This window comes from Enterobacter sp. RHBSTW-00994, assembly GCF_013782625.1.
Lineage (GTDB): Bacteria > Pseudomonadota > Gammaproteobacteria > Enterobacterales > Enterobacteriaceae > Enterobacter.
This window is the reverse complement of sequence record NZ_CP056199.1, coordinates 4,275,224-4,302,163: the sequence shown is the minus strand read 5'-3', so window position 1 is coordinate 4,302,163 and position 26,940 is coordinate 4,275,224. Positions and strand designations below refer to the sequence as shown.

Here is a 26,940-nt window from a genome sequence, read left to right as displayed (position 1 = left end):
AGCGTAATATTATTCGGTTTTAGAATGTAAAATATATAACTAATTGATATTTTGTATAAACTATAAGATTTCATATGTTAAGGATTAACTAATGAGAAAAATTATTTTAGCAACCACTCTTGCTCTTTGTGTCAATTCAGCACTTGCGGCATCAAGCACGGTATTAAAGGTAAAAGGAGTGCTCACTAATGCTGCATGTACACCTTCATTAGGCAATGGCGGGGTTGTTGATTATGGTGTTATTCATTTAGCAGATCTGTCTGCAACGGAGGTTAATCAGTTGGGGCACAAAGATATTGATCTTACGATCAGTTGTACTGCGCCAACCAAAGTATCATGGAACCTTGTTGATGACCGTGAGCAGTCCAGTGCTAATGTTGTAGTAGAAGATGGCACGTTTACCGGTCAATCAATGGCAATAATGGGCTATCTTTATGGGGTTGGTACTACTGCTGAGGGTGAAAAAATTGGTAATTACAGTTTGTTTATTAAGGCTGATAGTGTAGAGGCTGATGGTAAAGTGGTTGACCCGATCTCTCAGTTGGGAGGATATCCAAACTGGACTAAAAGAGTTAATGGCGCGACTATGGGGTATAACGCTATGAATATCACCGTTGCTGCTGTGGGTAGTTTAGAACCACTTGCATTCCAGACGGCAACTTTCCCTCTGGTGACTTCCTTGGCAATTAAAGATACTACAACCCTGGCAATTACCGATGATACTCAACTGGATGGCCAGATTACTATCAGCCTGAAATATCTGTAATTAACATTGTAGATATTTAGCTTTTTCTATTACTGAGAGTAAATTCCTGATTTTGCCCAAAATCCCATGGGATTAAAATGGATTTATTTACAATTGCACTTGTGCAATGGATAACCTGGAGTTGGCTAACGATGAAGTACGCTTTAATGTGCGCTTTTTTGTGTGCCGCGTCAGGTGTCCGTTCCGTTGGCTACAGTTGCAGTGCTGGCGATCTATGCCTGTGAAAACGGTGCTGGAACGATGTTTGAGCCAGAAACGGCTTACGATGAAGATGTTGCCAGTCTCAATGATGATGACGATCCGCCTCCGCGCGGTGGTCGTCCGGCCTTACGCGTTGTAAAATAAACACATTCAGTTTATGTATAATAAACTGGTCAATGACCATTTTTTATTGGGCAAGTTATTCAGTATTTTTTGATATATTCAATTGTTATTTTTTATATTTTTATTTTAATAAGCACATTCATTAATCATGTGAATGAACACTGTCTCATTTGATGCTTTTTATTCTTAAAGCATAGGTCTTATTTATAATTAAATATTATCTACAGAGCTTAATTAATTTTTCTAAATTGAAAGGATTCATAGAAACGATATCATAAATAGATGCTTCTCAGCATGCTGATAGGTTTTGTTTAAATAAAATTAACTAAGCCATGCGTTTATAAAATAATTCATACGTTAAGGATTAACAGATGAAAAAAGTTCTTCTCGCAACCACTCTTGCGCTTTGTGTTAACTCCGCATTTGCCGCAGCTCCAACAGCTGTACTGAAAGTTAAGGGTATACTGACGAATGCGGCATGTACACCTGAGTTAAGTAATGGCGGGGTGGTTGATTATGGTTTTATTCGTTTAGGCGGATTGTCTGCCACCGCTGATAACCAGTTAGGGCAAAAAAATATCGATCTGACCATTAACTGTACTGCAGCGACTAAAGTCTCTTGGAATATGGTTGATGATCGTGCGTCATCTCGTGCAGGGATTAAAGTTGAAAACGCCATGGTAGGTGGTACTTCTCAAATTGCACCAAGCCAACTTTATGGCGTAGGTAAAACTTCAAGTGATATTAATATCGGTAACTATGCCATGTTTGTGAATGTGGGCAACGTAGTGGCTGACGGTAATACAGTTGATACTCTTTATCAGCAGGGTGGTGGTACAGCTTGGACTAAAAGTACCAATGGTTCTTCACAGGGCGAGAACTATCGTGACTTCACCGTTGCTACCGCGGGTAGTTTAGAGCCACTGGCATTCCAGACGGCGACCTTCCCTCTGGTGACGTCTCTGGCGATTAAAGATACGGCTACCCTGGCAATTACTGATGATACCCCGCTGGATGGTCAGATCACTATCAGCCTGAAATATCTGTAATTAAAATCGTCGATATTTAATTTCTTCTATTACCGAGAGTCAATGCAGAGCATTGACTCTTTTTTAAACACACGATAGACACGGAGTGTTATCGTGTCATATGCAAGGGATTTTATTATGTTCTGTTCTAAGTCTGTTTTTTTAAAGACCATGCTGACTACGGCGCTGTTATCTTTGCAATTAACAGTGCATGCCGCGGGAATGGTTCCTGAAACAAGTTTGCTGGTAATTGATGAGGCAACTCATAGTGGTACGATTAATATTAAAAATACGGACAGTCATCCTGCGCTGCTTTATACCAATGTCGTTGATTTGCCTGATGATAAAGGGTTAAAACTCATTGTTACACAGCCAGTGGTACGTCTTGAACCAGAGCAAACACAACAACTTCGTTTTATTTTACAAAATAGTATCCCTCTGGATGTCGAGCATTATAAACGTGTGACATTCGAAGGTATTCCACCAAAAAGTGACGACAATAAAATTAAAATCGGTATCAATATTCGCCAGGATATCCCAGTACTGATCCGCCCGGCGAAACTGGCCGTGGTGACTGACGCCTGGAAATATTTGAAGTGGTCAACTGTAGGATCATCAGTCCAGGTAAAAAACCCTAGTAAATACGTCGTCCGCCTTGCGCAAAATATTGTGTTACAGCCCTCTGGTGTGGGTGGCACGTTACCGAAAACCTATATTCTGCCTGGCGAAACGCTCTCGGCTACGTTAACGAAAGTGTCTGGCAGTGACAAAAAAGTGAAGTTTTTCCCTGCAAGCCGTTATGGCGTTGAAGTACCCAGCTTTATCTCTGAACTAAATAATTAAAAAAGGGAAATAGTGGTGCATAAAATTAACCACCTTGCATTTTGTGTCCGCGCTATTCTTTGCGGCACGTTACCTCTGATACTCCTTCCTCCTTCTGACGTATTGGCAAGAGAGGTGACATTCGATACCGGGATTCTGGAATCTCGCGGGTTGAATGCAGACCTTAACCGTTATTTTGCCAAAGCCCCTCGTTTTTTACCCGGAGTTCACTCAGTTTCAGTCAAGGTGAATGGTAAAGATCGTGGAACGGCTGCGGTGCGCTTTAACGATGACGGTGTGCTGTGTATCGATGCAGATTTTATTGAGTTTGCAGGGCTGGTTCCTGTTCCGCTGAAGGCAGATGACGCTTGCCATGATATTCGCCATGATTATGCGCAGGCGGTAGTGAATGCATTACCTAATCAGGAAGCGGTTGAACTGTATCTGCCACAAGAAGCGATCAATGGCCTGGATACGGATATCAAAAATTTCCAGCATGGTGGTACAGCAGGGCTGCTTAATTACTCCCTTTTCAGCACGCGAAACGAGTATGAAGGCAGTGATGCCAGTCGTTATTCGCAGGCAAGCCTTGAAGCTGGGTTGAATGCCATGGACTGGTCGCTGCGCAGTCGCTATATCCTGACGGATGATGATGGCAAAAAAAATGCTGACAGTATTTACACCTACGCTGAGCATGTTTTTGCTTTGCAGAAGCTGACTATGCAGGTCGGTGAAATTAATGCCTATTCTACAGTCCTGAGCGGTGTACCTATCACGGGGGTGCAACTTATGCCAACCCGTGAACTACAGAAAGAGGGGGCCGGTGTCAGTGTTTCAGGTATTGCTCGCTCCGCGCAGGCGCGCGTTGAGGTACGGCAAAACAACCGGCTTATCTTCAGTACGTTAGTCCCCGCAGGGCCGTTCACCTTAGATGATGTCCCAATGGTCCGCAGCAACGTGGATCTGGATGTCACCGTTGTGGAGTCCGATGGGTCAACCAGTCACTACATTGTTCCGGCTTCTGCGGTAAAAGCGCAGAATTTATCGCGCCCACAGGGGCTTACTGTGTCAGCGGGTCAGGTGCGCAGTATTGACAGCGATTATGGTGATCCGCTGGTCCTGAATATTTCAAACGGCTGGAGACTTTTGCCCTGGATGAATTTTTTGGCTTCGGGTGTCGCGGCTGAAAAGTATCAGGCGGCAGGAGGGAGTGCTGAGCTCCAGCTTATGGAGGGATGGGGTGTTTCCTCCACCGTGGCGGCAAGCAAAGAACAGTTCGGTGATGAAAACAGCGGGCTGAAAACAGAACTACAAAGCACGATTGCGCTGGGTAAACAGGTTGGATTATCAGCAAGCGCAGCGCACTTTAGCGGGAATTACCGCGAGCTGGCTGAGGCGATGGATGATGACTACCAGGGGTATGACAATACGTATTCATCAACGCTGAGTTTTGCCTCCCCTCTGGCCGGTAGTTTCAGTTTTGGATTTAACTACAACCAAAGCAACAGTGGTGAAAAAGACACTCGTTACGTCATGCTCTCATGGGGGAAAACCTTCAAATATGCTTCTGTGACGGTTAACTGGCAAAGTGCGGTCGGCAGCGTCGATGATGATCAGGACGATGATCTGCTGTACGTGAACCTGAGCATCCCGCTTGGAGGGGCACAAAGCGTCAGCACCTATATGCGCAAACAAGGTGACAGAACGAATTATGGCGTCGCGAACAGTGGCTCACTGGGAGATAACACGAACTACTATATTTCTGCCGATCGCGATCAAGAGTCACAGGACAATAGCTTTAACGGCAACATCAATACCAACCTGCACTACACGCAGTTGAGTGTGGGGGCTGGCAGTAACGGTAGTCAACAGCGTAACTACAGCACCACGCTGTCCGGCGGTATTGCGATGCACAAAGATGGCGTCACCTTCTCGCCTTATACCATCAGAGACACCTTTGCGATTGCCAAACTGAATGAGCCGAAAAGCGGAGTAGAAATGTCTACGCCTCAGGGAACCGTCTGGACGGATCGATGGGGACAGGCCGTCGTTCCTGGCCTGAATGAATGGCGAAATTCCCGCATAGAGGTCAATGCCAACAAGTTACCCCCGAGTATGACGTTAGCTAACGGGACGAAATATATCGCCGCCGCCAATGCGTCAGTAAGCGAAGTGACGTTTAACGTCCTGAATAGTCGACGTGTCATGCTGCGTGTAAAACGACAAGATGGCAAACCTCTGGCTAAAGGGCTCTCGGTTGTGGATGACAAAGGAAACTACGTTGTTACCACGGTTGATGATGGGCACGTCTTTATCAACGATGCTCAGCAGCTCACCGCCATTTATGCCATGGATGATAACAATAACCGCCTCTGTAAGATTGATTACACATTAAGCGACAAGCGGGATGAAGATGTTTTCTACGAAGAAGTGAATGGAGTGTGCCGATGAAAATGCAGCGTTTAATGGGGATCTTGTTTTTACTTACGTTGTGCCTGCCAGAGCTATCGCATGCAGAGGATTGTCAGATCACGCTATCGCAGCCAGTAGTGGATTACCGTCAAATACGACGGGATGACATAGTGAAAACACAAGATAGCTGGCACAAGATGCCTGAGCGTGAAGTTAGCGTAAATGTCTTTTGTGCAGAAAAAAAACAAATGGCAGTGCTTGTTCAAGGGAATGCCGGGGAGAAAGGGCGTTTTACATTTGGTATGCAGGGCGGTTTAGCGGTAAAAGTCGATAATATGATTGTCGATGGTAAACATTACGCCGTAGGTAAAACGGAAGATAAAATCACTTTTTTACCAGAGGCTGAATCAAGCACTCCGTTTTACATAAAAAATAATGAAGCAATTATTGCCGTAGAAAATAACCAAATCCCATTTGGCCAGCAAATGAGTTTTAACGTTGTTTTATCTCCAGTTATTAATGAAAGGGCGTTTTCTGAAATGTCCGACCAGACTGAACTGGAGAGCGAATTAGCTTGGGTATTATTGTTAAAATAACTACGTGGTTTTTTTTGTATCCAAATTAAGATAGTTGAAGTAATGCATGTCTTTATTTCAATGTGTAGAAGTACGATTGTTAAATTTAAAACGTTAAGGATTAACAGATGAAAAAAGTTTTACTCGTTAGTGCTCTGGCATTCTGTGTAAGTTCTGCATTTGCAGCAGAACCAACCGCGCTTTTGAAAGTTAAAGGTGTTTTGACTAATGCCGCTTGTACCCCAGAACTCAGTAATGGCGGTGTGGTTGATTATGGCTTTATTCGCCTGGGTGAACTATCAAACCAGGCTACCAACCAGCTTGGCCATAAAGATGTGACCTTGACCATCAACTGTACAGCCCCAACGAAAGTAGGTTTTACCAGTACTGACGATCGCGCAAGTACTAAAGCGCCCGGTATTTTGGTAGAAAACGCGACTTTTGCTAATAATACCTATGGTGGGGGTGGTACTACGGGTTATCTCTTTGGTGTTGGTGAAACGGCTCAGGGTGTGAAGATTGGCGCATATACTGTGTTTATGAACTTGGATAAATTGACCGCAGATGGTAAAAGTGTAGACGCTATTTATACCCAGTTCGCAGGTACTTCCTGGGCGAGTGGCACTGTAAGAAGCACTTTGCAGGAGGATAATATTCGTACCTTTACTGTTGCAGAAACAGGTACTCTGGAACCTCTGGCATTTACCACAGCATCTTTCCCGATGACTACATCCCTTGCTATTCAGGATACGAATACGCTGGGTATTACTGATGATACGCCGCTGGATGGTCAGTTAACTCTGACTTTACGATATCTGTAATAGCTCACATCTGTATATTTATATTGTGAGTTAATACGATGGCAACATATAGACGATAATGTCGCATTTATTTATAGCAAGCATTGCTTTATAGAGAATGCTTTCGGCTAATTATATATATTGGCTATATCGAACTCTATATTGAGCGTATAAAAAAGCCGGATGGTTACCCATCCGGCTTTTTACTTTTTGCGACTTACACTTCCAGGTAGTTCATGATGCCATCAGCCGCTTTGCGACCTTCAGCAATGGCGGTAACCACCAGGTCAGAACCGCGAACGATATCGCCACCCGCGAAGATTTTCGGGTTGCTGGTCTGGAACGCGTTTTCGCTGCCTTCAGGGGCAATGATACGGCCCTGAGAGTCCAGCTCAACGCTGTGTTTCGCCAGCCACTCCATGCTGTGAGGACGGAAACCAAACGCCATCACGACGGCATCAGCCGGGATCACATGTTCGGAGCCTGCCACGATTTCTGCACGACGACGGCCTTTCGCATCGGGTGCACCCATTTCAGTGCGTGCCATCTTCACGCCGCTCACTTTGCCGTTGGCATTCACTTCAATACCCAAAGGCTGGATGTTGAACTGGAATTCCACACCTTCTTCACGCGCGTTTTTGACTTCACGTTTAGAGCCAGGCATGTTTTCTTCGTCACGGCGGTAAGCACAAATCACGTGGGCAGCATTCTGACGAATGGATGTACGGACACAGTCCATCGCGGTATCACCACCGCCCAGGACAACCACGCGTTTGCCTTCCATGCTGACATAAGGCTCTTCGGCTGTTTCGCCGAAGCCCATAATCTGCTTGGTATTGGCAATCAGGAACGGCAGGGCATCGAATACGCCTGGGGCTTCTTCATTTTCCAGACCACCGCGCATGGACTGATATGTACCCACGCCCAGGAACACTGCGTCGTACTCTTTCAGCAAATCGTCGAGCTGCACATCACGGCCCACTTCGATATTCAGTTTGAACTCAATACCCATGCCAGTGAAGATTTCGCGGCGGCGAGTCATCACCTCTTTTTCCAGCTTGAAGGCGGGAATACCGAAGGTTAGCAGACCGCCAATTTCTGGGTGACGGTCAAACACTACCGCTTTCACGCCGTTACGGGTCAATACGTCTGCACAGGCCAGGCCCGCAGGGCCTGCGCCAATGATGGCTACGCGTTTGTCGGTCTGACGCACGCCCGTCATATCCGGACGCCAGCCCATTTCGAAGGCTTTATCGTTGATATAGCGTTCGATGTTGCCGATAGTCACCGCACCAAACTCGTCGTTCAGCGTACAGGAACCTTCACACAGACGATCCTGTGGACACACGCGACCACAGACTTCCGGCAGGGTGTTGGTCTGGTGAGACAGCTCCGCAGCTTCAAAAATACGCCCTTCGTTGGCCAGCTTCAGCCAGTTCGGGATGTAGTTATGAACCGGACATTTCCACTCACAGTAAGGGTTACCGCAGGACAGGCAGCGGTCTGCCTGTGCTTTGGCCTGGCCTTCTGAAAACGGCTCGTAGATTTCAATAAATTCAATTTTACGGATCTTCAGCGGTTTCTTTGGCGGATCAACACGCTGCAGGTCGATAAACTGGTATACGTTCTGACTCATTGCTACCCCTTACTGCGCCTGCACACGCAGCTCTGCTGCGCTACGACTACGGTGACCCAACAGTGCTTTAACATCGCTGGACTTCGGTTTAACCAGCGCGAAGTTCGCAGAGAACGCTGGCCAGTTCGCCAGGATCTCTTCGCCACGCGAAGAACCGGTATGCTGCACGTGCTCGGTAATCAAACCGCGCAGATGCTCTTCGTGGATAGGCAAGGTTTCAACGCCCAAGACTTCCACCAGCTCCGGGTTCACGCGTTTGCGGAACTCACCGTCTTCATCCAGGACGTATGCAAAACCGCCCGTCATGCCTGCGCCGAAGTTCACGCCGGTTTTACCCAGTACGCAAACAATCCCGCCCGTCATGTATTCACAACCGTTATCGCCAATGCCTTCCACCACCGTGATAGCACCGGAGTTACGTACGGCAAAACGTTCACCCGCGCGGCCTGCCGCAAACAGGCGACCGCCGGTTGCACCGTATAAGCAGGTGTTGCCGATAATGCTGGCTTTGTGGCTTGGGAACGCGGAGCCCACCGGTGGGCGAACTGCCAGCAGGCCACCAGCCATACCTTTACCGACATAGTCGTTAGCGTCGCCAGTCAGGTACAGCTCAACACCGCCTGCGTTCCACACGCCGAAGCTCTGACCCGCAGTACCGCTGAAGTGCGCGGTGATCGGATCGGCCGCCAGACCCTGGTCGCCATGCGTCTGTGCGATGTAACCAGACAACGAGGCGCCAACCGAGCGGTCAGTGTTGCGGATGTCAAACCAGAACGTTTTGCTCTGTTTGTCATCAACATAAGATTTCGCCTGGTGCAGCAGCTGTGCGTTCAATACACCGTTGTCGAACGGTGGGTTGTTCTCGGTGCAGTAAACCGCTTTGCCTGGATGAGGCTGTGCAGTTTCCAGCAGTTTCGACAACTCCAGTTTCTGCTGCTTGGCGGTAAAGCCTTCCAGCTCTTTCAGCAGGTCTGTACGGCCAATCAGATCCACCAGACGTTTCACACCCAACTGTGCCATCAGCTCGCGGGTTTCACGGGCGATAAAATCAAAGTAGTTTGTCACTTTAAACGGCAGGCCGTGGTAATGGTTCTTGCGCAGCTTCTCGTCCTGGGTTGCTACACCGGTTGCGCAGTTGTTCAGGTGGCAAATACGCAGGTATTTACAACCCAGAGCAACCATTGGACCCGTACCAAAGCCAAAGCTCTCTGCACCCAGAATTGCCGCTTTGATGATATCGAGGCCCGTTTTCAGGCCGCCATCCACCTGCAGACGGATCTTGTGACGCAGTCCGTTAGCGACCAGAGCCTGTTGCGTTTCCACCAGACCCAGCTCCCACGGACAACCTGCATATTTCACGGAGGAAAGCGGGCTTGCCCCTGTACCACCGTCGTAACCGGCAATGGTGATAAGGTCTGCATAGGCTTTAGCAACACCGGTTGCGATTGTGCCGACACCCGGTTCGGACACCAGCTTCACGGAGATCATCGCTTTCGGGTTGACCTGTTTCAGGTCAAAAATCAGCTGCGCTAAATCCTCGATAGAGTAGATATCGTGGTGCGGCGGTGGGGAAATCAGTGTCACGCCCGGTACGGAATAGCGCAGTTTGGCGATATACGGGGTCACTTTGTCACCCGGTAACTGACCGCCTTCGCCCGGTTTTGCACCCTGAGCGACTTTAATCTGAATCACGTCGGCGTTGACCAGGTACGCTGGCGTTACGCCAAAGCGACCGGATGCCACCTGCTTAATACGGGACACTTTGTTTGTGCCGTAACGGGCAGGATCTTCGCCGCCTTCGCCGGAGTTTGAATTACCGCCGATGCTGTTCATCGCCTCAGCCAGCGCTTCGTGGGCTTCCGGACTCAGCGCGCCGATGGACATCGCCGCGGTATCAAAGCGTTTGAACAGTTCTGTAGCGGGTTCAACATCGTTAATGCTGATGGCTTCATCACCAGGATTCAGCGCTAACAGGTCGCGCAGTGTTGCCGCCGGACGGTTGTTAACCAGCTCAGCATATTGCTGATAATCGCTGTACTCGCCACTCTGAACCGCCTGTTGCAGCGTACGCACCACATCCGGGTTGTAAGCGTGGTATTCACCACCGTGGACATATTTCAGCAAGCCGCCTTGATCCAGCGGCTTACGTGCCAGCCAGGCGCGTTTTGACAGGTTAACCAGATCCTGCTGGAAGTCGGTAAAACCGGCTCCGCCGATACGGCTGATCACACCCTGGAAACACAGATTGGCAACGTCATCATGCAAGCCAACGGCTTCGAACAGTTTCGAGCAGCGATAAGAGGCGATGGTCGAGATGCCCATTTTGGACATGATTTTGTACAGGCCTTTGTTGATGCCGTTACGGTAGTTCAGCATCACTGTACGGTACTCTTTCTCGATCGCACGGGTATCGACCAGTCTTGCCAGCGTTTCGTAGGCGAGATACGGGTAGATAGCCGTCGCACCAAAGCCTAACAGCACAGCAAAGTGGTGCGGATCGCGCGCACTGGCGGTCTCAACGATAATGTTGGCGTCGCAGCGCAGGCTCTTATCGACCAGACGGGTCTGGATTGCGCCAACGGCCATTGGCGCAGGAACCGGCAGACGGTTCTTCGCGATGTTACGGTCGGACAGCACCAGCAATACCGTGCCGTTACGCACCATTTGTTCGGCTTTATCGCACAGCGCATTCACCGTCTCTTCGAGACTGGCTTCGGTCACGTCGAAAGTAATATCGAGCGTATCGGCGCGATAATGTTCCTCTTTCATGGTGGTGAGCTGTTTGAAATCGGAGTACAGCAGGATCGGCGATTTAAAGCTCAGGCGGTGTGCCTGGCCTTCTGCTTCACAGAAGACGTTCATCTCGCGGCCGATGCTGGTGGCGAGCGACATGACGTGCGCTTCACGCAGCGGATCGATTGGCGGGTTTGTTACCTGCGCAAACTGCTGACGGAAGTAATCGTAAATAATGCGCGGCTGGCTGGAGAGCACGGCAAACGGGGTGTCATCACCCATAGAGCCGACCGCTTCCTGGCCATTTTCACCGAGAACACGGATAACAGAATCCAGCTCTTCGGCGCTGTAGTTAAACTGTTTCTGGTAGCTGAACAGCGTATCGTCGTCCATTTCGCGGCTGCCGACATCTTCGTCTGGCAAGTCTTCAAATGGCACGAGACGGCGGACGTTTTTCTCCATCCACTCTTTATACGGGTGACGGCTTTTCAGATCGTCATCCGTTTCAGCTGAGTGCAGGATGCGACCGCCACGGGTATCAATCACCATCAGCTCGCCAGGACCGACACGCCCTTTCTCAACCACTTCATCCGGCTGGTAATCCCAGATCCCAACTTCAGAGGCACAGGTGATCAGCTTGTCCTTGGTGATGACGTAGCGCGCCGGACGCAGACCATTACGGTCCAGGTTACAGGCAGCAAAACGACCATCGGACATGACGATGCCCGCAGGGCCATCCCACGGCTCCATATGCATGGAGTTAAAGTCGAAGAAAGAGCGCAGCTCTGGATCCATATCCGGGTTGTTCTGCCATGCCGGTGGCACGAGCAGACGCATCGCGCGGACGATATCCATCCCGCCTGCCAGCAGCAGTTCCAGCATGTTATCCATGGAGCTGGAGTCCGAGCCGGTTTCGTTAACGAACGGCGCAGCATCGTGCAGGTCTGGGATCAGTGGTGTCTGGAACTTATAAGTACGAGCGCGTGCCCACTGGCGGTTACCAGTGATGGTGTTGATCTCGCCGTTATGCGCAAGGTAGCGGAACGGCTGGGCCAGCGGCCAGCGTGGAACGGTGTTGGTGGAGAAGCGCTGGTGGAACAGGCAAATGGCCGATTCCAGACGCAGATCCGCCAGGTCCAGGTAAAAGCGCGGCAGGTCAGCCGGCATACACAGACCTTTATAGATGTTCACCAGGTTCGAGAGGCTACAGACGTAGAACTCTTTGTCTTCCTGGAGACGTTTTTCAATGCGACGGCGGGCGATAAACAGGCGACGTTCCATATCACGTGGACGCCAGCCCGCAGGCGCGTTAACAAAGATTTGCTCAATACGAGGCAGCGAGGAGAGGGCGATTTCACCGAGCACCCCTTCGTTGGTTGGCACATCGCGCCAGCCGACAATTGACAGGGTTTCACGTTGAAGTTCTTCTTCGACGATGCGGCGTGAAGCGGCGGCTTTGTCTGGGTCCTGATTCAGGAACAACATGCCGACAGCATAGTTTTTGGCTAAACGCCAGCCGCGCTCTTCCGCAACGATACGGAAGAAACGATCGGGTTTTTGCAGCAGCAGACCGCAACCGTCGCCGGTTTTACCATCGGCAAGGATCGCGCCTCGGTGCTGCATACGGGCCAGTGCGTGTATTGCGGTACGCACTACCTTGTGGCTAGGTTCGCCTTCTATGTGGGCGATCAGGCCGAAACCACAGTTATCCTTCTCAAGGGATTTATCGTACAACATATCAGTGAACCTCCCCAGGCTCTTCGGGATCCTATCTGGACCGTGGCGCACAGGCACAGAAAGAGCATGGCGACGGGGTTTGCGCTTCATACGCGTACCTCGCATTCGCCCTCTTAATATCCTTTTCGCACAGGTCAAACAAGTTTGAGGACTTGCTTCAGAGGGAATCTCAATTACTGCATAAATATGATGAGCAGTGGCTCATCCAGAAAGCTTCCAGCGGATTTCCAACTTATCGGGAATTGGTACACAGGTCAAATGGCAAACTTATTTATACAAAAATGTGCTAAAGGATGGTTATCTTATTGAATGTAAAAAGTATTTCACTATTTTTACATCCAATAAACCTCAAACAAAGTCACCAGGGAGTGTGATCTGACTCACTATATGAAAGCGGTATTATCAATGCAGCATGCTGAATGGTGTTTTTTTTGCAGAATTATAATCTGGTATTATGCTCTAACCCGCATAATCACACTGTTTTTCAGCTGTGATGCTATAAGTGAAAAAAACAATCAGAACATAAGGAAAAGTAATTGCAGGTCGTATGAATGAAATTGCAGTAATCGTGAGTTTTTATTCAAATGAATAATAGCAGTCCAGGGCGCTTGATCCAGGTCATCGCCGACTGAAGCTAAAAATGGCAGGCTTATCCCCTTTCTCCGGGGCGGTCTAACAGATTATGCAGTTACAGAAATTAGTCAATATGTTTGGTGGGGATCTTTCACGTCGATACGGACAAAAGGTTCATAAGCTGACATTACACGGTGGTTTTAGCTGTCCAAATCGTGACGGGACGATTGGCCGTGGTGGCTGTACTTTCTGTAATGTCGCCTCGTTTGCTGATGAGGCGCAGCAACATCATTCCATCGCTGAGCAACTTACCCATCAGGCAAAGCGGGTGAATCGCGCAAAGCAGTATCTGGCCTATTTTCAGGCGTATACCAGCACCTGGGCGGAAGTGCAGGTGCTGCGTTCGATGTACCAGCAGGCGGTAAGTCAGGCCAGTATCGTGGGGTTATGTGTGGGTACGCGCCCGGACTGTGTGCCAGAAGCGGTGCTGGATTTGCTGAGTGAGTACAACGCTCTGGGTTATGAAATTTGGCTGGAGTTGGGGTTACAAACGGCACATGACAAAACCTTGCACCGTATCAATCGTGGTCACGACTTTGCCTGTTATCAGCAAACCACGCGTTTGGCCCGTGAACGCGGGCTCAAGGTGTGCTCGCACCTGATTGTCGGTTTGCCAGGCGAAGGACTTCAGCACAGTCTTGAGACACTGGAGAAGGTGGTTGAGACGGGTGTTGACGGGATTAAGCTGCACCCGTTGCATATCGTGAAAGGCAGTACGATGGCGAAAGCGTGGGAGGCCGGGCGGCTTAACGGTATTGCGCTGGAAGACTATACCGTGACGGCGGGTGAGATGATTCGGCATACTCCACCCGAGATTATTTATCATCGCATCTCAGCCAGTGCTCGCCGGCCAACGCTCCTCGCACCACTGTGGTGTGAGAACCGCTGGACGGGGATGGTTGAAATTGACCGTTACCTGAATGAGCACGGGGTTCAGGGATCGGCTATTGGACGTCCGTGGAGTCCTTTACTACCTGCGACGGCCCCCTAGCAGGCTTCCCAGCATGCCGCGCACAATTTGATTGGTAACTTGCCGCGCCGCGCTTTTAGCCATGGTCTGTACCACGCCATCGCGCTTGCCACCGCGAGGCCCTGTACTGCCAAACAGAATGTCTTTCAGCCCCCCGAGGAGCCCATCATCTGTGGAATCTGATACCTCTTTGGTGGCGGCGGCGCCTTGTGAGTCCGTCGTCGCTTGTACCCCTTTTTGCAGCATCTCGAACGCTGATTCTCTGTCTATCTCATCTTCATACTTACCGTAGACAGGAGAGTGGTTTATCAGGCTGTTGCGCTCGTCATCGGTGACTGGTCCCATACGTGAGTAGGGGGCAATCACCATTGCACGTTCTACCACGGACGGGCTGCCTTTCGCGTCCAGGAAGGAGATCAGTGCTTCACCGGTCCCTAAAGCCTGGATGGCTGCTTCAGTATCAAATGCAGGATTCGCCCGCATGGTTTGCGCTGCGGCTTTGACGGCCTTCTGATCTTTAGGCGTGAAGGCTCGCAGGGCATGTTGCACACGGTTCCCGAGTTGCCCCAGAACGTTATCGGGGATATCCGACGGGTTTTGCGAAACGAAGTAAACGCCCACCCCTTTGGAACGTATCAGACGGATCACCTGTTCGATCTTATCCAGCAGCACCTGCGGAGCATCGCTGAACAGCAGGTGGGCCTCGTCAAAGAAGAACACCAGTTTCGGTTTTTCCAGATCGCCTGCCTCTGGCAATTGTTCATAGAGCTCGGAGAGCATCCACAGCAGACTCGCGGCGTAGAGTTTTGGCATCTGGTAGAGTTTTTCCGCACTCAGAATATTGAGGATGCCGTGGCCGTTGCTGTCTGTACGCATCCAGTCCCTGATGTCCAGCATCGGTTCGCCGAAGAAGTGCTCTGCGCCTTGTTGTTCAAGCGTCAGTAACCCACGCTGAATAGCACCAATGGAAGCAGCGCTGATATTGCCATACTGATTCTGGAAAGATTTGGCGTTCTCCCCGATGTACTGAGTTATCGCCCGCAGATCTTTGAAATCAAGCAGCAGTAACCCCTGGTCGTCGGCAATACGGAAGATAATATTCAGCACGCCGGACTGCACATCGTTCAAATTCAGAAGCCGCGCCAGCAGCAAGGGACCGAGATCGGAAACGGTAGCGCGCACGGGATGGCCTTTCTCACCGAAAATGTCCCAGACAACGACCGGGCTGGCCTGCGGTTGCCAGTCGTTCACGCCAATATTTTGCAGACGCTCGAGCAGTTTTTCCGATGCCGTTCCTTCCTGAGCAACGCCAGTTAAATCACCTTTCACATCGGCCATAAACACCGGAACGCCAATGGCAGAAAAGGACTCCGCCAGCTTTTGCAGGGTGACGGTTTTACCCGTCCCGGTTGCACCGGTAATCAGCCCGTGGCGGTTTGCCATTGCAGGCAGTAAAAACAACTCTTTCTCCAGCGTCCTGGCGATCAATAGTGGTGTACTCATGATGCACGTCCTCTCATTGTCATGCGTGGAGTATAGGCAAACCGACGGCAATGTGACGCAGAAAATTCCTTACTTTGCGGCGTATTACCCAGTGCGGACTATGCTTTTGCATAGGGTTCACAACATTTTGGGAAACTATGTCCAGATTCTTTTTTAATGACCGCAAACAGCTGGTCAACGACGCCATTGAAGGTATTTTGATTTCTGCCCCGCACGGTAATCTCGTCAAACTTGATATCGACCCGGCTATTCGTGTCATCGCGCGCAGTGACTGGGATAAAAGCCGCGTGGCGGTGATTTCCGGTGGCGGTTCCGGTCATGAGCCTGCGCATGCTGGTTTTGTGGGTAAAGGCATGCTCACGGCTGCAGTTTGTGGGGATCTGTTTGCCTCGCCGAGCGTGGACGCCGTGCTCAATGCCATTGTTGCGGTCACAGGCGATCGCGGCTGTCTGCTGATCGTGAAAAACTATACAGGGGATCGCCTTAACTTTGGCCTGGCAGCAGAAAAGGCTAAGCGGTATGGCCTGAAGGTTGAGATGGTGATCGTCGCGGATGATATCGCCCTGCCGGATAACAAACAGCCGCGGGGAATTGCCGGGACGGCGTTGGTACACAAAATCGCAGGCTTCGCGGCGGAACACGGTAAATCGCTCGGTGAAGTGCGCGATATTGCCCGGCAGGCCTGCGATAACCTCTGGAGCCTGGGAGTCGCGATGCAAACCTGCAATCTGCCGGGCAGTGATGACGATGAAGGGCGTATCCGGAAAGGGCATGTTGAACTGGGGTTGGGGATCCATGGCGAGCCAGGTGCTTCTGTTGTCGATACGCAAAACAGTAAAGCCATAATCGATACGCTTGTCACACCACTCAAAGCGCAGGCAGGGAAGGGACGATTTGCGGTGCTAATCAATAATCTCGGTGGCGTGTCGGCACTGGAAATGGCTCTGCTGACTAAAGAGCTGGCCCACTCGGCATTGAAAGAGGATATCGCCTACCTGATTGGCCCTGCTCCGCTGGTCAGTTCGCTGGACATGAAAGGCTTTTCGCTGTCGCTGTTAAAGCTCAACGCTACCTTTGAGCAGGCGATAAACGAAAGTGTTGAAACGCTGGGCTGGCAGAAACCTGTGGCGTTTGCGCCGTTGCGTACATTGCCCCATACCGCGATTCATGATCGCGTTGAATTTACGCCGTCGGAGAATGCCGGGGTAGGTGCGTTGGTTGCGGTGGGAACCCAGACACTTCTGGCTCTGGAGAATCGGTTGAATGCACTGGATGCGAAAGTGGGTGATGGTGATACGGGGTCAACCTTTGCACAAGGGGCGCGTGATATTGCGCAGCGCCTTGAGAAACAACAACTTCCGCTTAACGATGTGCCCGCGTTGCTGTTGTTGACGGGAGATCGTCTGGCGACGGTAATGGGGGGATCTAGTGGCGTATTGATGTCGATCTTCTTCACGGCGGCCGGGCAGAAGCTGCATGATGGTCAATCACTCCCCGAGGCGTTATTGAGCGGTCTTGCGCAGATGAAGCAATATGGGGGGGCGGATCTCGGCGATCGTACATTGATCGACGCACTGCAACCAGCGCTGGAGGCATTACAGCGAGGCGATCTTCAGTCAGCAGCGCAGGCTGCGCAAGCAGGGGCTGACGCGACCGCGAAAATGGTGAAAGCCGGGGCGGGGCGTTCGTCGTATGTGAATAAAGACAATCTGGAAGGGGTCACCGATCCGGGGGCGGTAGCGGTGGCTGAAGTCTTTAAGGCCATGGTAAAAGCAAAACGGTAACACCCGTTACCGTTATTCATGTTTGCACCCTCTCCCACAAGGAGAGGGTTGAGGTGAGGGCATCAGGCCGCTCGTTGCTCCGGCAAACGGCTATCAGAAATCGGCTTTTAGCACCACGCGGTAACGAGCTTTACCGTCGCGTACGTGCTGGATTGCTTCATTGATTTTTGACATTGGATACAGTTCGGTTGTTGGTGCAACTTTGGTGCGACCGGCAAATTTCATCAGTTTGCGCAACTCGAACGGCGTACCGGTTGCGGAGCCTGAAACGCTGCGATCGCCGCCGATCAGTGTAAATGCCGGAACCGGCAGCGGTTTCAGCACTGCACCCACGGTGTGGAAATTACCGCCGTAGGCCAGGGCTTCGAAATATGGCTGCCAGTCGAGATCGACGTTGACGGTGTTGATGATTAGATCAAACTGACCTGCGAGTGCTTTCAGCGCTTCTGGATCGCGGCTGTTAACCACTTTATCTGCACCCATCGCCAGCACTTCTTTCTCTTTTGCCGGGTTAGAGCTAAAGGCGGTCACTTCACAGCCCATGGCATGCAGCAGTTTGATGGCGATGTGACCCAGACCGCCAATACCAATCACACCCACGCGGCTGGTGGCGGTGATGTGGTGCATCAGCAGTGGTTTGAAGACGGTGATACCCCCGCAAAGCAGCGGGCCGGCGGATTCGATATCAATGCTTTCTGGCAGAGGAATGACCCATTGCCAGTCGGCGCGCAGTTTATCGGCGAAACCGCCTTTGTTCAGAATGGTGGGGACGGAGCCTTCGAGGCAGTTGATCTGGTTGCCGCTGATACAGGCATCACAGTGTCCGCAGCTGCGAGCCGTCCAGCCGATACCGACACGCTGACCAATCTTCAGCCCTTTATCCTGTGCTGCCGCGCCCAGGGCAACGACATGACCAATCACTTCGTGTCCGGCAACCAGGGGATACTGTGAAAAGCCCCATTCGTTATCGATCATCGAGAGGTCTGAATGGCAGATCCCGCAGTAATCAACCTGTACTTCGACGTCTTCTGCTTTGAGATCGCCCGCATCGTATTCATACAGTTCCAGCTCTGCACCCGCCTGCGGTGCGGCGTAGCTTTTTATCTTCGACATCGTATTTCCCCCGTTATGGTGTGAACTGAGAGTGTAGAGCATTCAGTTTACAGCCGCTTAACAGAAGAGGGCAGGAACGAAATTTACAGACTTTTCAGCATCCTGACTTCACAGTCTACGTGCCCGGTGCAACCCAGCGGTGCATCGATATGCGCAAAGCCCAGGTGCTCATACAGGCCAATCGCCTCTTTGAGGAATTCGGTGGTTTCGAGGTAACAGCGTTTAAAGCCCTGGGTGCGGGCATGATCGAGGGCGGCCAGCGCCAGTTTTTTCGCCAGACCTTGTCCGCGTACGCTGGGCAGGAAATACATTTTCTGCAGTTCGCAGATATCCGGTTCACTGCAACTGAGCGGTGCAACACCACCTCCGCCCACGACTTTCCCATCCTGCTCAATCACCCAATATGCATGACCGGGTTGGGTATAAAGCTGGAATAACTCATCCAGATTAGGGTCGGCAACGGTATAGCCTTTATCGGCTGTCAGACCATATTCCGCTGAAACGATACGGATCACCGCCGCAATGGCTGCGTTGTCCTGCTCAGTGATCCGACGCATGGTGGCGGCGACGGGGGTAATCACGCTCATAGTATTACTCATGACAAAAATGACACACAATTGCTGTTAATAGCACCGTAAAAAGGGGAGTGCAAGCGAGGATATTTCAGGAAGGATACCCCTTACGCTATGAAGCGTAAGGGGTAAAAGCATTACAGGGCAGCGATAACGGCCTGCTGCTCGATCAGCTTAGTTTTCGCATCAGCAAAAGCAACCAGACGTTCACGCTCTTTGGCGATGACCGCTTCCGGCGCACGGGCAACAAAGCCTTCGTTTGCCAGTTTGCTTTCGATTTTGCCGATTTCCACATCGACTTTCGCCACTTCTTTCGCCAGACGAGCCAGCTCGGCATCTTTGTCGATCAGGCCAGCCATCGGAATCAGCAGTTCTGCGCCGTCGATGATTTTGGTCACAGAGACCGGACCTTTGTCATCGGCAGGTAATACTGTGATGCTTTCCAGACGAGCCATCGTCTTCAGGAAGGTGTTGTTCTCGGTGACACGACGAACAGCAGCCTCGCTGCAACCACGCAGCAGCAGCTCCAGTGGTTTGCCTGGGGCAATGTTCATTTCTGCACGAATGTTACGTACAGCCACGATCGCCTGTTTCAGCCATTCGGTATCGGCCGCGGCGGCTTCATCAACACGGGAAGCATCGAATGCCGGGAACGGCTGCAGCATGATAGTGTCGGCCTCGATACCTGCAATCACTTTCACACGCTGCCAGATGGTTTCGGTGATGAATGGAATGATTGGGTGTGCAAGGCGCAGCAGACCTTCCAGAACGGTGATCAGCGTGTTGCGCGTGCCGCGCAGTTCCGCATCTGTACCGCCGTTCATCACCGGTTTAGCCAGCTCCAGATACCAGTCACAGAACTGGTTCCAGGTGAATTCGTACAGGATTCCCGCCGCAATATCGAAGCGGAAGCTGTCCAACGCTTCACGATACGCTCTCACCGTCTGGTTAAACTCGGCCAGGATCCAGCGGTCGGCCAGAGAGAGAACCATTTCGCCGCCGTTGAATCCGCAATCCTGATCTTCGGTGTTCATCAACACGAAGCGGCTGGCGTTCCACAGCTTGTTACAGAAGTTACGGTAACCTTCCAGACGTTTCATGTCCCAGTTGATGTCGCGACCCGTAGAGGCCAGCGCTGCCAGGGTGAAACGCAGGGCATCAGTACCGTGAGATTCAATGCCGTTCGGGAACTGTTTCTCGGTACGTTTGCGGATTTTCTCTGCCAGTTGTGGCTGCATCATGTTGCCGGTACGTTTTTCCAGCAGCTCTTCCAGCGAGATCCCGTCAACCATATCCAGTGGGTCAATCACGTTGCCCTTGGATTTGGACATCTTCTGACCTTCGTCGTCACGGATCAGACCGGTCATGTAGACGGTATGGAACGGAACCTGAGGTTTGCCATTTTCATCTTTGATGAAGTGCATGGTCATCATGATCATGCGGGCAATCCAGAAGAAGATGATATCAAAGCCAGAAACCATCACGCTGGTAGGGTGGAACTGACGCAGTGCGTCGGTGTTTTCCGGCCAGCCGAGAGTGGAGAACGTCCACAGCGCGGAGGAGAACCAGGTATCCAGAACGTCTTCGTCCTGACGCAGCGCGATGTCGGCGCTCAGGTTGTTTTCCTGACGCACTTCCTCTTCAGTACGGCCTACGTAAACGTTGCCCGCTTCGTCGTACCATGCCGGGATACGGTGACCCCACCATAGCTGACGGGAGATACACCAGTCCTGAATATCACGCATCCAGGAGAAGTACATGTTTTCGTACTGTTTTGGTACGAACTGGATGTCACCGTTTTCAACGGCTTCAACGGCTGGCTTCGCCAGTACGTCAGCACGGACATACCACTGGTCAGTCAGCATCGGCTCGATAACCACACCGCCACGATCGCCGTACGGCACGGTCAGATCGTGAGGTTTGATCTCTTCCAGCAAGCCGAGTGCGTCAACAGCAGCGACTACCGCTTTACGTGCGGCAAAACGTTCCAGTTTCTGGAATTCAGCCGGGATTTCACTGGAGTAGACGTCAGACTCTTCACCTTTGGTATCGTAGACTTCCGCGCTTTCACGGATATCGCCATCAAAGGTCAGAATGTTGATCATCGGCAGGGCATGACGACGGCCAACTTCGTAGTCGTTAAAGTCATGTGCAGGGGTGATTTTTACGCAACCTGTGCCTTTTTCCATGTCGGCATGTTCGTCACCGAGGATTGGAATGCGGCGGTTCACCAGCGGCAGTACCACGAACTTACCGATCAGATCTTTATAGCGCGGATCTTCCGGATTCACCGCTACGCCGGTATCGCCGAGCAGGGTTTCTGGGCGCGTGGTGGCGACAACCAGGTAATCTTTTCCGTCAGCCGTTTTCGCGCCATCAGCCAGCGGATAGCGGATATGCCACATGGAGCCTTTAGACTCGCGGTTTTCCACTTCCAGGTCAGAGATGGCGGTACGCAGTTTCGGATCCCAGTTTACCAGGCGTTTGCCTCGGTAAATCAGATCTTCTTTGTACAGACGGACGAACACTTCTTTAACCGCATTGGAAAGACCTTCATCCATGGTGAAGCGCTCACGCTCCCAGTCCACGGAGTTGCCGAGACGGCGCATCTGACGAGTAATCGTGCCGCCAGATTCTGCTTTCCACTGCCAAATTTTGTCGATGAAGGCATCGCGACCGTAGTCGTGGCGAGTTTTACCTTCTTCAGCGGCAATCTTACGCTCAACTACCATTTGGGTTGCGATACCCGCATGGTCAGTACCAGCCTGCCACAGGGTGTTTTTGCCCTGCATGCGCTGGTAACGGATCATGGTGTCCATGATAGTCTGCTGGAAGGCATGACCCATATGCAAACTGCCGGTGACGTTCGGCGGCGGGATCATGATGCAGAAGGACTCTTTGCTTTCATCGCCATTAGGCTTGAAATAGCCCTGCTGCTCCCAGTGCTCGTAAAGCGGCTGTTCGATATCTCGTGGGTTGTATGTCTTTTCCATTATTTCCAGGTTGCCGTATTCAGGTTAAAACCAGCCAGGCGGTACGCTTTATAACGTTCGCGCGCCAGTTGTTTCAGAGAGTCTTCGTAAGGGACGAAGTCTACCACTTCTGTGAAAGCGGTGGCAAAATCTGCAAAGCTTGTACGCAGGCTAATCAGAATATCGCGTGCACTGCTGTTGCGCTTTTGCGGCCAGGCAATTTCGACGGGTGCACCGCCTCGTGGCCCTTCGCCCGACAGATTGTGTGGGACAAAACTTTCAGGTGGTCGTGCCCACAGCGCCTCGTCCAGACGAATGGCCTGCTGTTCATCTTCACAGGCGATCAGGACGCGTTTCCCGTTGCGCCAACGTTCTGCGGCAATTTCACACACCAGTTGCTCGACGGCGCTTAAACCGTCTGCGGTAGTGTCATTGTCCAGAAGGTAGAACGTTGCATTCTTCATATATGGGGTTTCTTTTGCTCACTTTAAATGCTTAAGCCGGGTGGCGGCATCGCCTTACCCGGCCTATAGTTTGCTGCCGTTCTTAACTTACTCTTCGCCGTTAAACCCGGCGCGATTCAGCAGGAACTGCGACAGCAAGGCTACTGGACGACCCGTAGCACCTTTGGCTTTACCGGAGCGCCATGCCGTTCCGGCAATGTCCAGGTGAGCCCAGTTGTACTTACGGGTAAAGCGTGACAGGAAGCAGCCCGCCGTAATTGCACCGCCAGGACGACCACCAATATTCGCCATATCGGCAAAGTTGGACTCTAACTGCTCCTGATATTCATCACCCAGCGGCAGACGCCATGCGCGATCGCCAGCCTGCTCAGATGCACCAATCAGTTCATGCGCCAACGGGTTGTGGTTCGACATCAGGCCCGTGATGTGGTGGCCCAGAGCAATCACGCACGCACCGGTAAGTGTGGCGACGTCGATAACCGCTTCAGGTTCGAAACGCTCAACGTAGGTCAGTACGTCGCACAGTACCAGACGCCCTTCAGCATCGGTATTCAGCACTTCAACGGTTTGACCGGACATGGTGGTCAGAACATCACCCGGACGGTATGCGCGACCGCCAGGCATGTTTTCACAGCCCGCAAGCACGCCAATAACGTTAATCGGTAACTGAAGTTCCGCCACCATTCTCATCACGCCGTAGACTGCAGCCGCGCCACACATGTCGTACTTCATCTCGTCCATGCCTTCGGCAGGTTTGATGGAGATACCACCGGAGTCGAAGGTCAGACCTTTACCGACCAAAACGATCGGGCGTGCGTCTTCAGACGGGTTGCCTTTGTATTCGATAACCGACATCAGGGATTCATTCTGGGAGCCGTTGCCCACCGCCAGATACGAATGCATGCCCAGCTCTTTCATCTGCTGCTCGCCAATCACGCGGGTGATGACGTTCTTGCTGTATGAGTCTGCCAGTTGACGAGCCTGAGAGGCGAGGTAAGCCGCGTTGCAAATATTTGGCGGCATGTTGCCCAGATCTTTTGCTGCTTTAATGCCTGCTGCAATCGCCAGACCGTGCTGAATCGCACGTTCCCCGCTGGTCAGCTCACGACGCGTCGGCACGTTGAAGACCATTTTGCGCAGTGGGCGGCGTGGCTCGCTTTTATTCGTCTTCAGTTGATCGAAGCTATACAGGCTTTCTTTGGCGGTCTCTACCGCCTGACGTACTTTCCAGTAAGTGTTACGGCCTTTGACGTGCAGTTCAGTCAGGAAGCAGACGGCTTCCATTGAGCCGGTATCATTCAGCGTATTGATTGTTTTCTGAATAACCTGCTTGTACTGACGCTCATCCAGCTCGCGCTCTTTGCCACAGCCAATCAGCAAAATACGTTCGGACAGCACGTTAGGAACATGGTGCAGTAACAGCGTCTGCCCAGGTTTGCCTTCCAGTTCGCCACGGCGCAACAGGGCGCTGATATAGCCATCACTGATTTTATCGAGTTGTTCGGCGATCGGGGAGAGGCGGCGTGGTTCAAAGACACCCACAACGATGCAGGCACTCCGCTGTTTCTCCGGGCTACCGCTTTTTACACTGAACTCCATGCACTACGCTCCTGAATCTTAAAGACAACGGCGGCGGCTACAGATAGAATTGAAACCTTTCGTAACTCATGTCCGCTGTTGTGGTGACTTCGTGTTAATCTTACGTTACTACGGTTTCAGCACGTCAGAAAATGTCCTGAAGCGTGAATCCGCCGGGTTTTATAATCTTAGCGATGATTTCGACGACTCAAGAGAATAAATGACGTTTAAGCCATGAAACAAGCAATTTTCCAGCAAAGAGACGGGTTTTTACGGGCGTATTTAAAGTGATAATCATAAGATATTTGGTACGGGAGACGCTCAAAAGCCAGCTGGCGATCCTTTTCATCCTGCTGCTGATCTTTTTCTGTCAGAAGCTGGTCAAGATCCTCGGTGCGGCCGTTGACGGCGAAATCCCAACAAATCTGGTGCTTTCTCTGCTCGGATTAGGCGTGCCTGAGATGGCTCAGCTTATTCTGCCGTTAAGCCTTTTCCTGGGGCTTCTCATGACGCTCGGTAAGCTCTATACCGAAAGTGAAATCACGGTCATGCACGCCTGCGGTCTGAGTAAAGCCGTGCTGATCAAAGCCGCAATGGTATTAGCACTGTTTACCGGAATTGTGGCGGCGGTGAATGTGATGTGGGCAGGCCCCATGTCTTCTCGTCATCAGGATGAAGTGTTAGCCGAAGCTAAAGCGAACCCAGGTATGGCCGCGTTGGCACAGGGACAGTTCCAGCAGGCGACTGACGGCAACTCAGTGTTGTTCATTGAGAGTGTCGACGGCAGTAAATTCAATGACGTGTTCCTCGCTCAACTGCGTACCAAAGGCAATGCACGTCCATCGGTCGTCGTTGCGGATTCCGGTCAACTTGCTCAGAGTAAAGATGGCTCTCAGATCGTGACCCTGAATAAAGGGACGCGTTTTGAAGGGACCGCGATGCTACGTGATTTCCGTATTACGGATTTCCAGAACTACCAGGCCATTATTGGCCATCAGGCGGTGGCGCTGGACCCAAGCGACACGGAACAGATGGATATGCGTACGTTGTGGAATACGGATACTGACCGGGCTCGTGCGGAATTCCACTGGCGTATTACCCTCGTATTTACCGTATTTATGATGGCGCTGATTGTCGTTCCGCTGAGCGTGGTCAACCCGCGTCAGGGGCGTGTGCTTTCAATGCTCCCGGCGATGCTGCTTTACCTGGTCTATTTCCTGCTGCAAACCTCTATTCGTTCCAATGGCGCGAAAGGCAAGCTTGATCCTATGGTCTGGACATGGGCAGTAAATAGCGTGTATATCCTGCTGGCTTTGGCATTAAACCTTTGGGATACAGTGCTCATGCGCCGCATTCGTGCCCGGTTCTCGCGTAAAGGAGCGTTGTAATGCAGGCATTTGGCGTTCTCGATCGCTACATCGGTAAAACGATTTTTTCCACCATCATGATGACCTTGTTCATGCTGGTGTCGCTTTCCGGCATCATTAAGTTTGTCGACCAGTTAAAAAAAGCAGGTCAGGGGAGCTACGATGCGCTGGGCGCGGGGATGTATACCCTGCTCAGTGTGCCAAAAGATGTGCAGATTTTCTTCCCAATGGCGGCTTTGCTAGGCGCGCTGCTTGGGTTGGGTATGCTGGCACAACGTAGTGAACTGGTGGTGATGCAAGCCTCCGGCTACACCCGTATGCAAGTTGCGCTGTCGGTAATGAAAACGGCAATTCCGCTGGTTTTGCTGACCATGGCCATTGGTGAGTGGGTTGCCCCTCAGGGCGAGCAGATGGCTCGTAACTATCGTGCTCAGGCTATGTATGGCGGCTCATTGTTGTCGACCCAGCAGGGATTATGGGCAAAAGACGGTCATAACTTTGTCTACATCGAACGCGTAAAAGGGGACGATGAACTGGGCGGTGTGAGCATTTACGCTTTTAATGAGCACCGTCGTTTACAGTCTGTGCGCTATGCGGCCTCGGCTAAATTCGATGCCAGCAACAAACTTTGGCGCTTGTCGCAGGTTGATGAATCTAACCTCGAAGATCCGAAACAAATTACCGGTTCGCAAACGGTTTCTGGCACGTGGAAGACTAACCTGACACCGGACAAACTCGGCGTGGTTGCCCTGGATCCTGATGCGCTATCGATAAGCGGCTTGCATAACTATGTGAAGTATCTGAAGGCGAGTGGACAGGATGCCGGGCGTTACCAGCTCAACATGTGGAGTAAAATCTTCCAGCCGATGTCCGTTGCGGTCATGATGTTGATGGCACTGTCGTTTATCTTCGGGCCACTCCGAAGTGTCGCAATGGGGATGCGTGTCGTCACTGGTATCAGCTTTGGCTTCGTGTTCTATGTACTCGATCAGATTTTTGGTCCGTTGACTCTTGTTTACGGGATCCCACCGATTATTGGTGCGCTGCTGCCAAGCGCCAGCTTCCTGCTGATTAGCCTCTGGCTGCTGCTTAAACGCTCCTGATCAACACTTCACCTCACTCCTGAACATCGGGAGTGAGGCTAATCTCCT

General features: G+C 51.4%; 18 protein-coding genes and 1 pseudogene. 11 read left to right on the top strand and 8 right to left on the bottom strand.

Going from position 1 to position 26,940, the window contains the following annotated elements; translation table 11 throughout:
• Window positions 1–91 precede the first annotated feature (91 nt).
• The 7 genes and pseudogenes from HV346_RS20495 to HV346_RS20465 all read left to right on the top strand — a co-directional run bounded on the left by HV346_RS20495 (window position 92) and on the right by HV346_RS20465 (window position 6,748).
• Entirely contained in the window at window positions 92–766 is a 675-nt protein-coding gene (locus HV346_RS20495) for a DUF1120 domain-containing protein (RefSeq protein WP_181620988.1), read from the top strand.
• Between the two features lie 103 nt (window positions 767–869).
• Window positions 870–1,111, top strand: a pseudogene (locus HV346_RS20490) (ClpXP protease specificity-enhancing factor SspB); the annotation flags it as partial.
• Between the two features lie 350 nt (window positions 1,112–1,461).
• Window positions 1,462–2,139: a DUF1120 domain-containing protein gene (locus HV346_RS20485; protein ID WP_181620987.1), complete on the top strand. Its 678-nt coding sequence runs from the start codon at window positions 1,462–1,464 to the stop codon at window positions 2,137–2,139.
• Between the two features lie 117 nt (window positions 2,140–2,256).
• Window positions 2,257–2,961 carry a fimbria/pilus chaperone family protein gene (locus HV346_RS20480; protein ID WP_181620986.1) on the top strand — a complete coding sequence of 235 codons (705 nt, stop codon included), beginning with the start codon at window positions 2,257–2,259 and terminating at the stop codon, window positions 2,959–2,961.
• Window positions 2,962–2,970: 9 nt separating this feature from the next.
• Window positions 2,971–5,391 carry a fimbrial biogenesis usher protein gene (locus HV346_RS20475; RefSeq protein ID WP_181623846.1) on the top strand — a complete coding sequence of 807 codons (2,421 nt, stop codon included), beginning with the start codon at window positions 2,971–2,973 and terminating at the stop codon, window positions 5,389–5,391.
• A complete protein-coding gene (locus tag HV346_RS20470) occupies window positions 5,388–5,948 on the top strand; it encodes a hypothetical protein (protein WP_181620985.1) in 561 nt (186 codons plus the stop codon). The genes HV346_RS20475 and HV346_RS20470 overlap by 4 nt, the downstream gene beginning before the upstream one ends.
• Window positions 5,949–6,055: 107 nt before the next feature.
• Entirely contained in the window at window positions 6,056–6,748 is a 693-nt protein-coding gene (locus HV346_RS20465; RefSeq protein ID WP_181620984.1) for a DUF1120 domain-containing protein, read from the top strand.
• A 196-nt stretch (window positions 6,749–6,944) separates the two neighbouring features.
• Here HV346_RS20465 and HV346_RS20460 read toward each other — a convergent pair whose 3' ends face one another.
• Together HV346_RS20460 and gltB are read right to left on the bottom strand one after the other, a co-directional pair.
• Window positions 6,945–8,363, bottom strand: a complete 1,419-nt coding sequence (locus HV346_RS20460) for a glutamate synthase small subunit (protein WP_181620983.1) — start codon at window positions 8,361–8,363, stop codon at window positions 6,945–6,947.
• A 9-nt stretch (window positions 8,364–8,372) separates the two neighbouring features.
• Complete coding sequence (gene gltB, locus HV346_RS20455; protein WP_181623845.1) at window positions 8,373–12,833, bottom strand: glutamate synthase large subunit; 4,461 nt, start codon at window positions 12,831–12,833, stop codon at window positions 8,373–8,375.
• A gap of 682 nt (window positions 12,834–13,515) precedes the next feature.
• On the opposite strand from gltB, the gene HV346_RS20450 reads away from it, so the two are divergent.
• Entirely contained in the window at window positions 13,516–14,457 is a 942-nt protein-coding gene (locus tag HV346_RS20450) for a TIGR01212 family radical SAM protein (RefSeq protein WP_181620982.1), read from the top strand.
• Here the strand turns inward: HV346_RS20450 and HV346_RS20445 are convergent.
• Window positions 14,437–15,939 carry a helicase HerA-like C-terminal domain-containing protein gene (locus tag HV346_RS20445; RefSeq protein ID WP_181620981.1) on the bottom strand — a complete coding sequence of 501 codons (1,503 nt, stop codon included), beginning with the start codon at window positions 15,937–15,939 and terminating at the stop codon, window positions 14,437–14,439. The two genes, HV346_RS20450 and HV346_RS20445, sit on opposite strands and share 21 nt — an antisense overlap.
• Before the next feature lie 137 nt (window positions 15,940–16,076).
• Here HV346_RS20445 and HV346_RS20440 point away from each other — a divergent pair, with 137 nt between their 5' ends.
• Window positions 16,077–17,723, top strand: coding sequence for a dihydroxyacetone kinase subunit DhaK (locus HV346_RS20440; protein ID WP_181620980.1), 1,647 nt, complete (start codon window positions 16,077–16,079; stop codon window positions 17,721–17,723).
• Between the two features lie 93 nt (window positions 17,724–17,816).
• On the opposite strand, the gene HV346_RS20435 is transcribed toward HV346_RS20440, so the two are convergent.
• From HV346_RS20435 to pepA, 5 genes are all read right to left on the bottom strand, one after another.
• On the bottom strand, window positions 17,817–18,836 hold the full coding sequence (locus tag HV346_RS20435; RefSeq protein WP_181620979.1) for an NAD(P)-dependent alcohol dehydrogenase: 1,020 nt from the start codon (window positions 18,834–18,836) through the stop codon (window positions 17,817–17,819).
• 83 nt (window positions 18,837–18,919) lie between these two features.
• Window positions 18,920–19,423, bottom strand: a complete 504-nt coding sequence (locus tag HV346_RS20430) for a GNAT family N-acetyltransferase (RefSeq protein ID WP_181620978.1) — start codon at window positions 19,421–19,423, stop codon at window positions 18,920–18,922.
• 122 nt (window positions 19,424–19,545) lie between these two features.
• Complete coding sequence (locus HV346_RS20425; RefSeq protein WP_181620977.1) at window positions 19,546–22,401, bottom strand: valine--tRNA ligase; 2,856 nt, start codon at window positions 22,399–22,401, stop codon at window positions 19,546–19,548.
• On the bottom strand, window positions 22,401–22,844 hold the full coding sequence (gene holC / locus HV346_RS20420; protein ID WP_181620976.1) for a DNA polymerase III subunit chi: 444 nt from the start codon (window positions 22,842–22,844) through the stop codon (window positions 22,401–22,403). Before holC ends, HV346_RS20425 begins: the two co-directional genes overlap by 1 nt.
• An 87-nt stretch (window positions 22,845–22,931) precedes the next feature.
• Entirely contained in the window at window positions 22,932–24,443 is a 1,512-nt protein-coding gene (gene pepA, locus HV346_RS20415) for a leucyl aminopeptidase (RefSeq protein WP_181620975.1), read from the bottom strand.
• Between the two features lie 266 nt (window positions 24,444–24,709).
• Here pepA and lptF point away from each other — a divergent pair, with 266 nt between their 5' ends.
• Entirely contained in the window at window positions 24,710–25,810 is a 1,101-nt protein-coding gene (lptF, locus tag HV346_RS20410) for an LPS export ABC transporter permease LptF (RefSeq protein WP_181620974.1), read from the top strand.
• Window positions 25,810–26,892: an LPS export ABC transporter permease LptG gene (gene lptG / locus HV346_RS20405; protein ID WP_181620973.1), complete on the top strand. Its 1,083-nt coding sequence runs from the start codon at window positions 25,810–25,812 to the stop codon at window positions 26,890–26,892. The genes lptF and lptG overlap by 1 nt, the downstream gene beginning before the upstream one ends.
• Window positions 26,893–26,940 lie beyond the last annotated feature (48 nt).

Coding starts and splice junctions, on each gene's coding strand:
- HV346_RS20440 (WP_181620980.1), top strand. CDS start 16,077: ATGTCCAGATTCTTTTTTAATGACCGCAAACAGCTGGTCAACGACGCC.
- HV346_RS20450 (WP_181620982.1), top strand. CDS start 13,516: ATGCAGTTACAGAAATTAGTCAATATGTTTGGTGGGGATCTTTCACGT.
- HV346_RS20445 (WP_181620981.1), bottom strand. CDS start 15,939: ATGAGTACACCACTATTGATCGCCAGGACGCTGGAGAAAGAGTTGTTT.
- HV346_RS20470 (WP_181620985.1), top strand. CDS start 5,388: ATGAAAATGCAGCGTTTAATGGGGATCTTGTTTTTACTTACGTTGTGC.
- pepA (WP_181620975.1), bottom strand. CDS start 24,443: ATGGAGTTCAGTGTAAAAAGCGGTAGCCCGGAGAAACAGCGGAGTGCC.
- holC (WP_181620976.1), bottom strand. CDS start 22,844: ATGAAGAATGCAACGTTCTACCTTCTGGACAATGACACTACCGCAGAC.
- HV346_RS20495 (WP_181620988.1), top strand. CDS start 92: ATGAGAAAAATTATTTTAGCAACCACTCTTGCTCTTTGTGTCAATTCA.
- HV346_RS20485 (WP_181620987.1), top strand. CDS start 1,462: ATGAAAAAAGTTCTTCTCGCAACCACTCTTGCGCTTTGTGTTAACTCC.
- HV346_RS20465 (WP_181620984.1), top strand. CDS start 6,056: ATGAAAAAAGTTTTACTCGTTAGTGCTCTGGCATTCTGTGTAAGTTCT.
- HV346_RS20435 (WP_181620979.1), bottom strand. CDS start 18,836: ATGTCGAAGATAAAAAGCTACGCCGCACCGCAGGCGGGTGCAGAGCTG.
- HV346_RS20430 (WP_181620978.1), bottom strand. CDS start 19,423: ATGAGCGTGATTACCCCCGTCGCCGCCACCATGCGTCGGATCACTGAG.
- HV346_RS20425 (WP_181620977.1), bottom strand. CDS start 22,401: ATGGAAAAGACATACAACCCACGAGATATCGAACAGCCGCTTTACGAG.
- gltB (WP_181623845.1), bottom strand. CDS start 12,833: ATGTTGTACGATAAATCCCTTGAGAAGGATAACTGTGGTTTCGGCCTG.
- HV346_RS20460 (WP_181620983.1), bottom strand. CDS start 8,363: ATGAGTCAGAACGTATACCAGTTTATCGACCTGCAGCGTGTTGATCCG.
- lptG (WP_181620973.1), top strand. CDS start 25,810: ATGCAGGCATTTGGCGTTCTCGATCGCTACATCGGTAAAACGATTTTT.
- HV346_RS20480 (WP_181620986.1), top strand. CDS start 2,257: ATGTTCTGTTCTAAGTCTGTTTTTTTAAAGACCATGCTGACTACGGCG.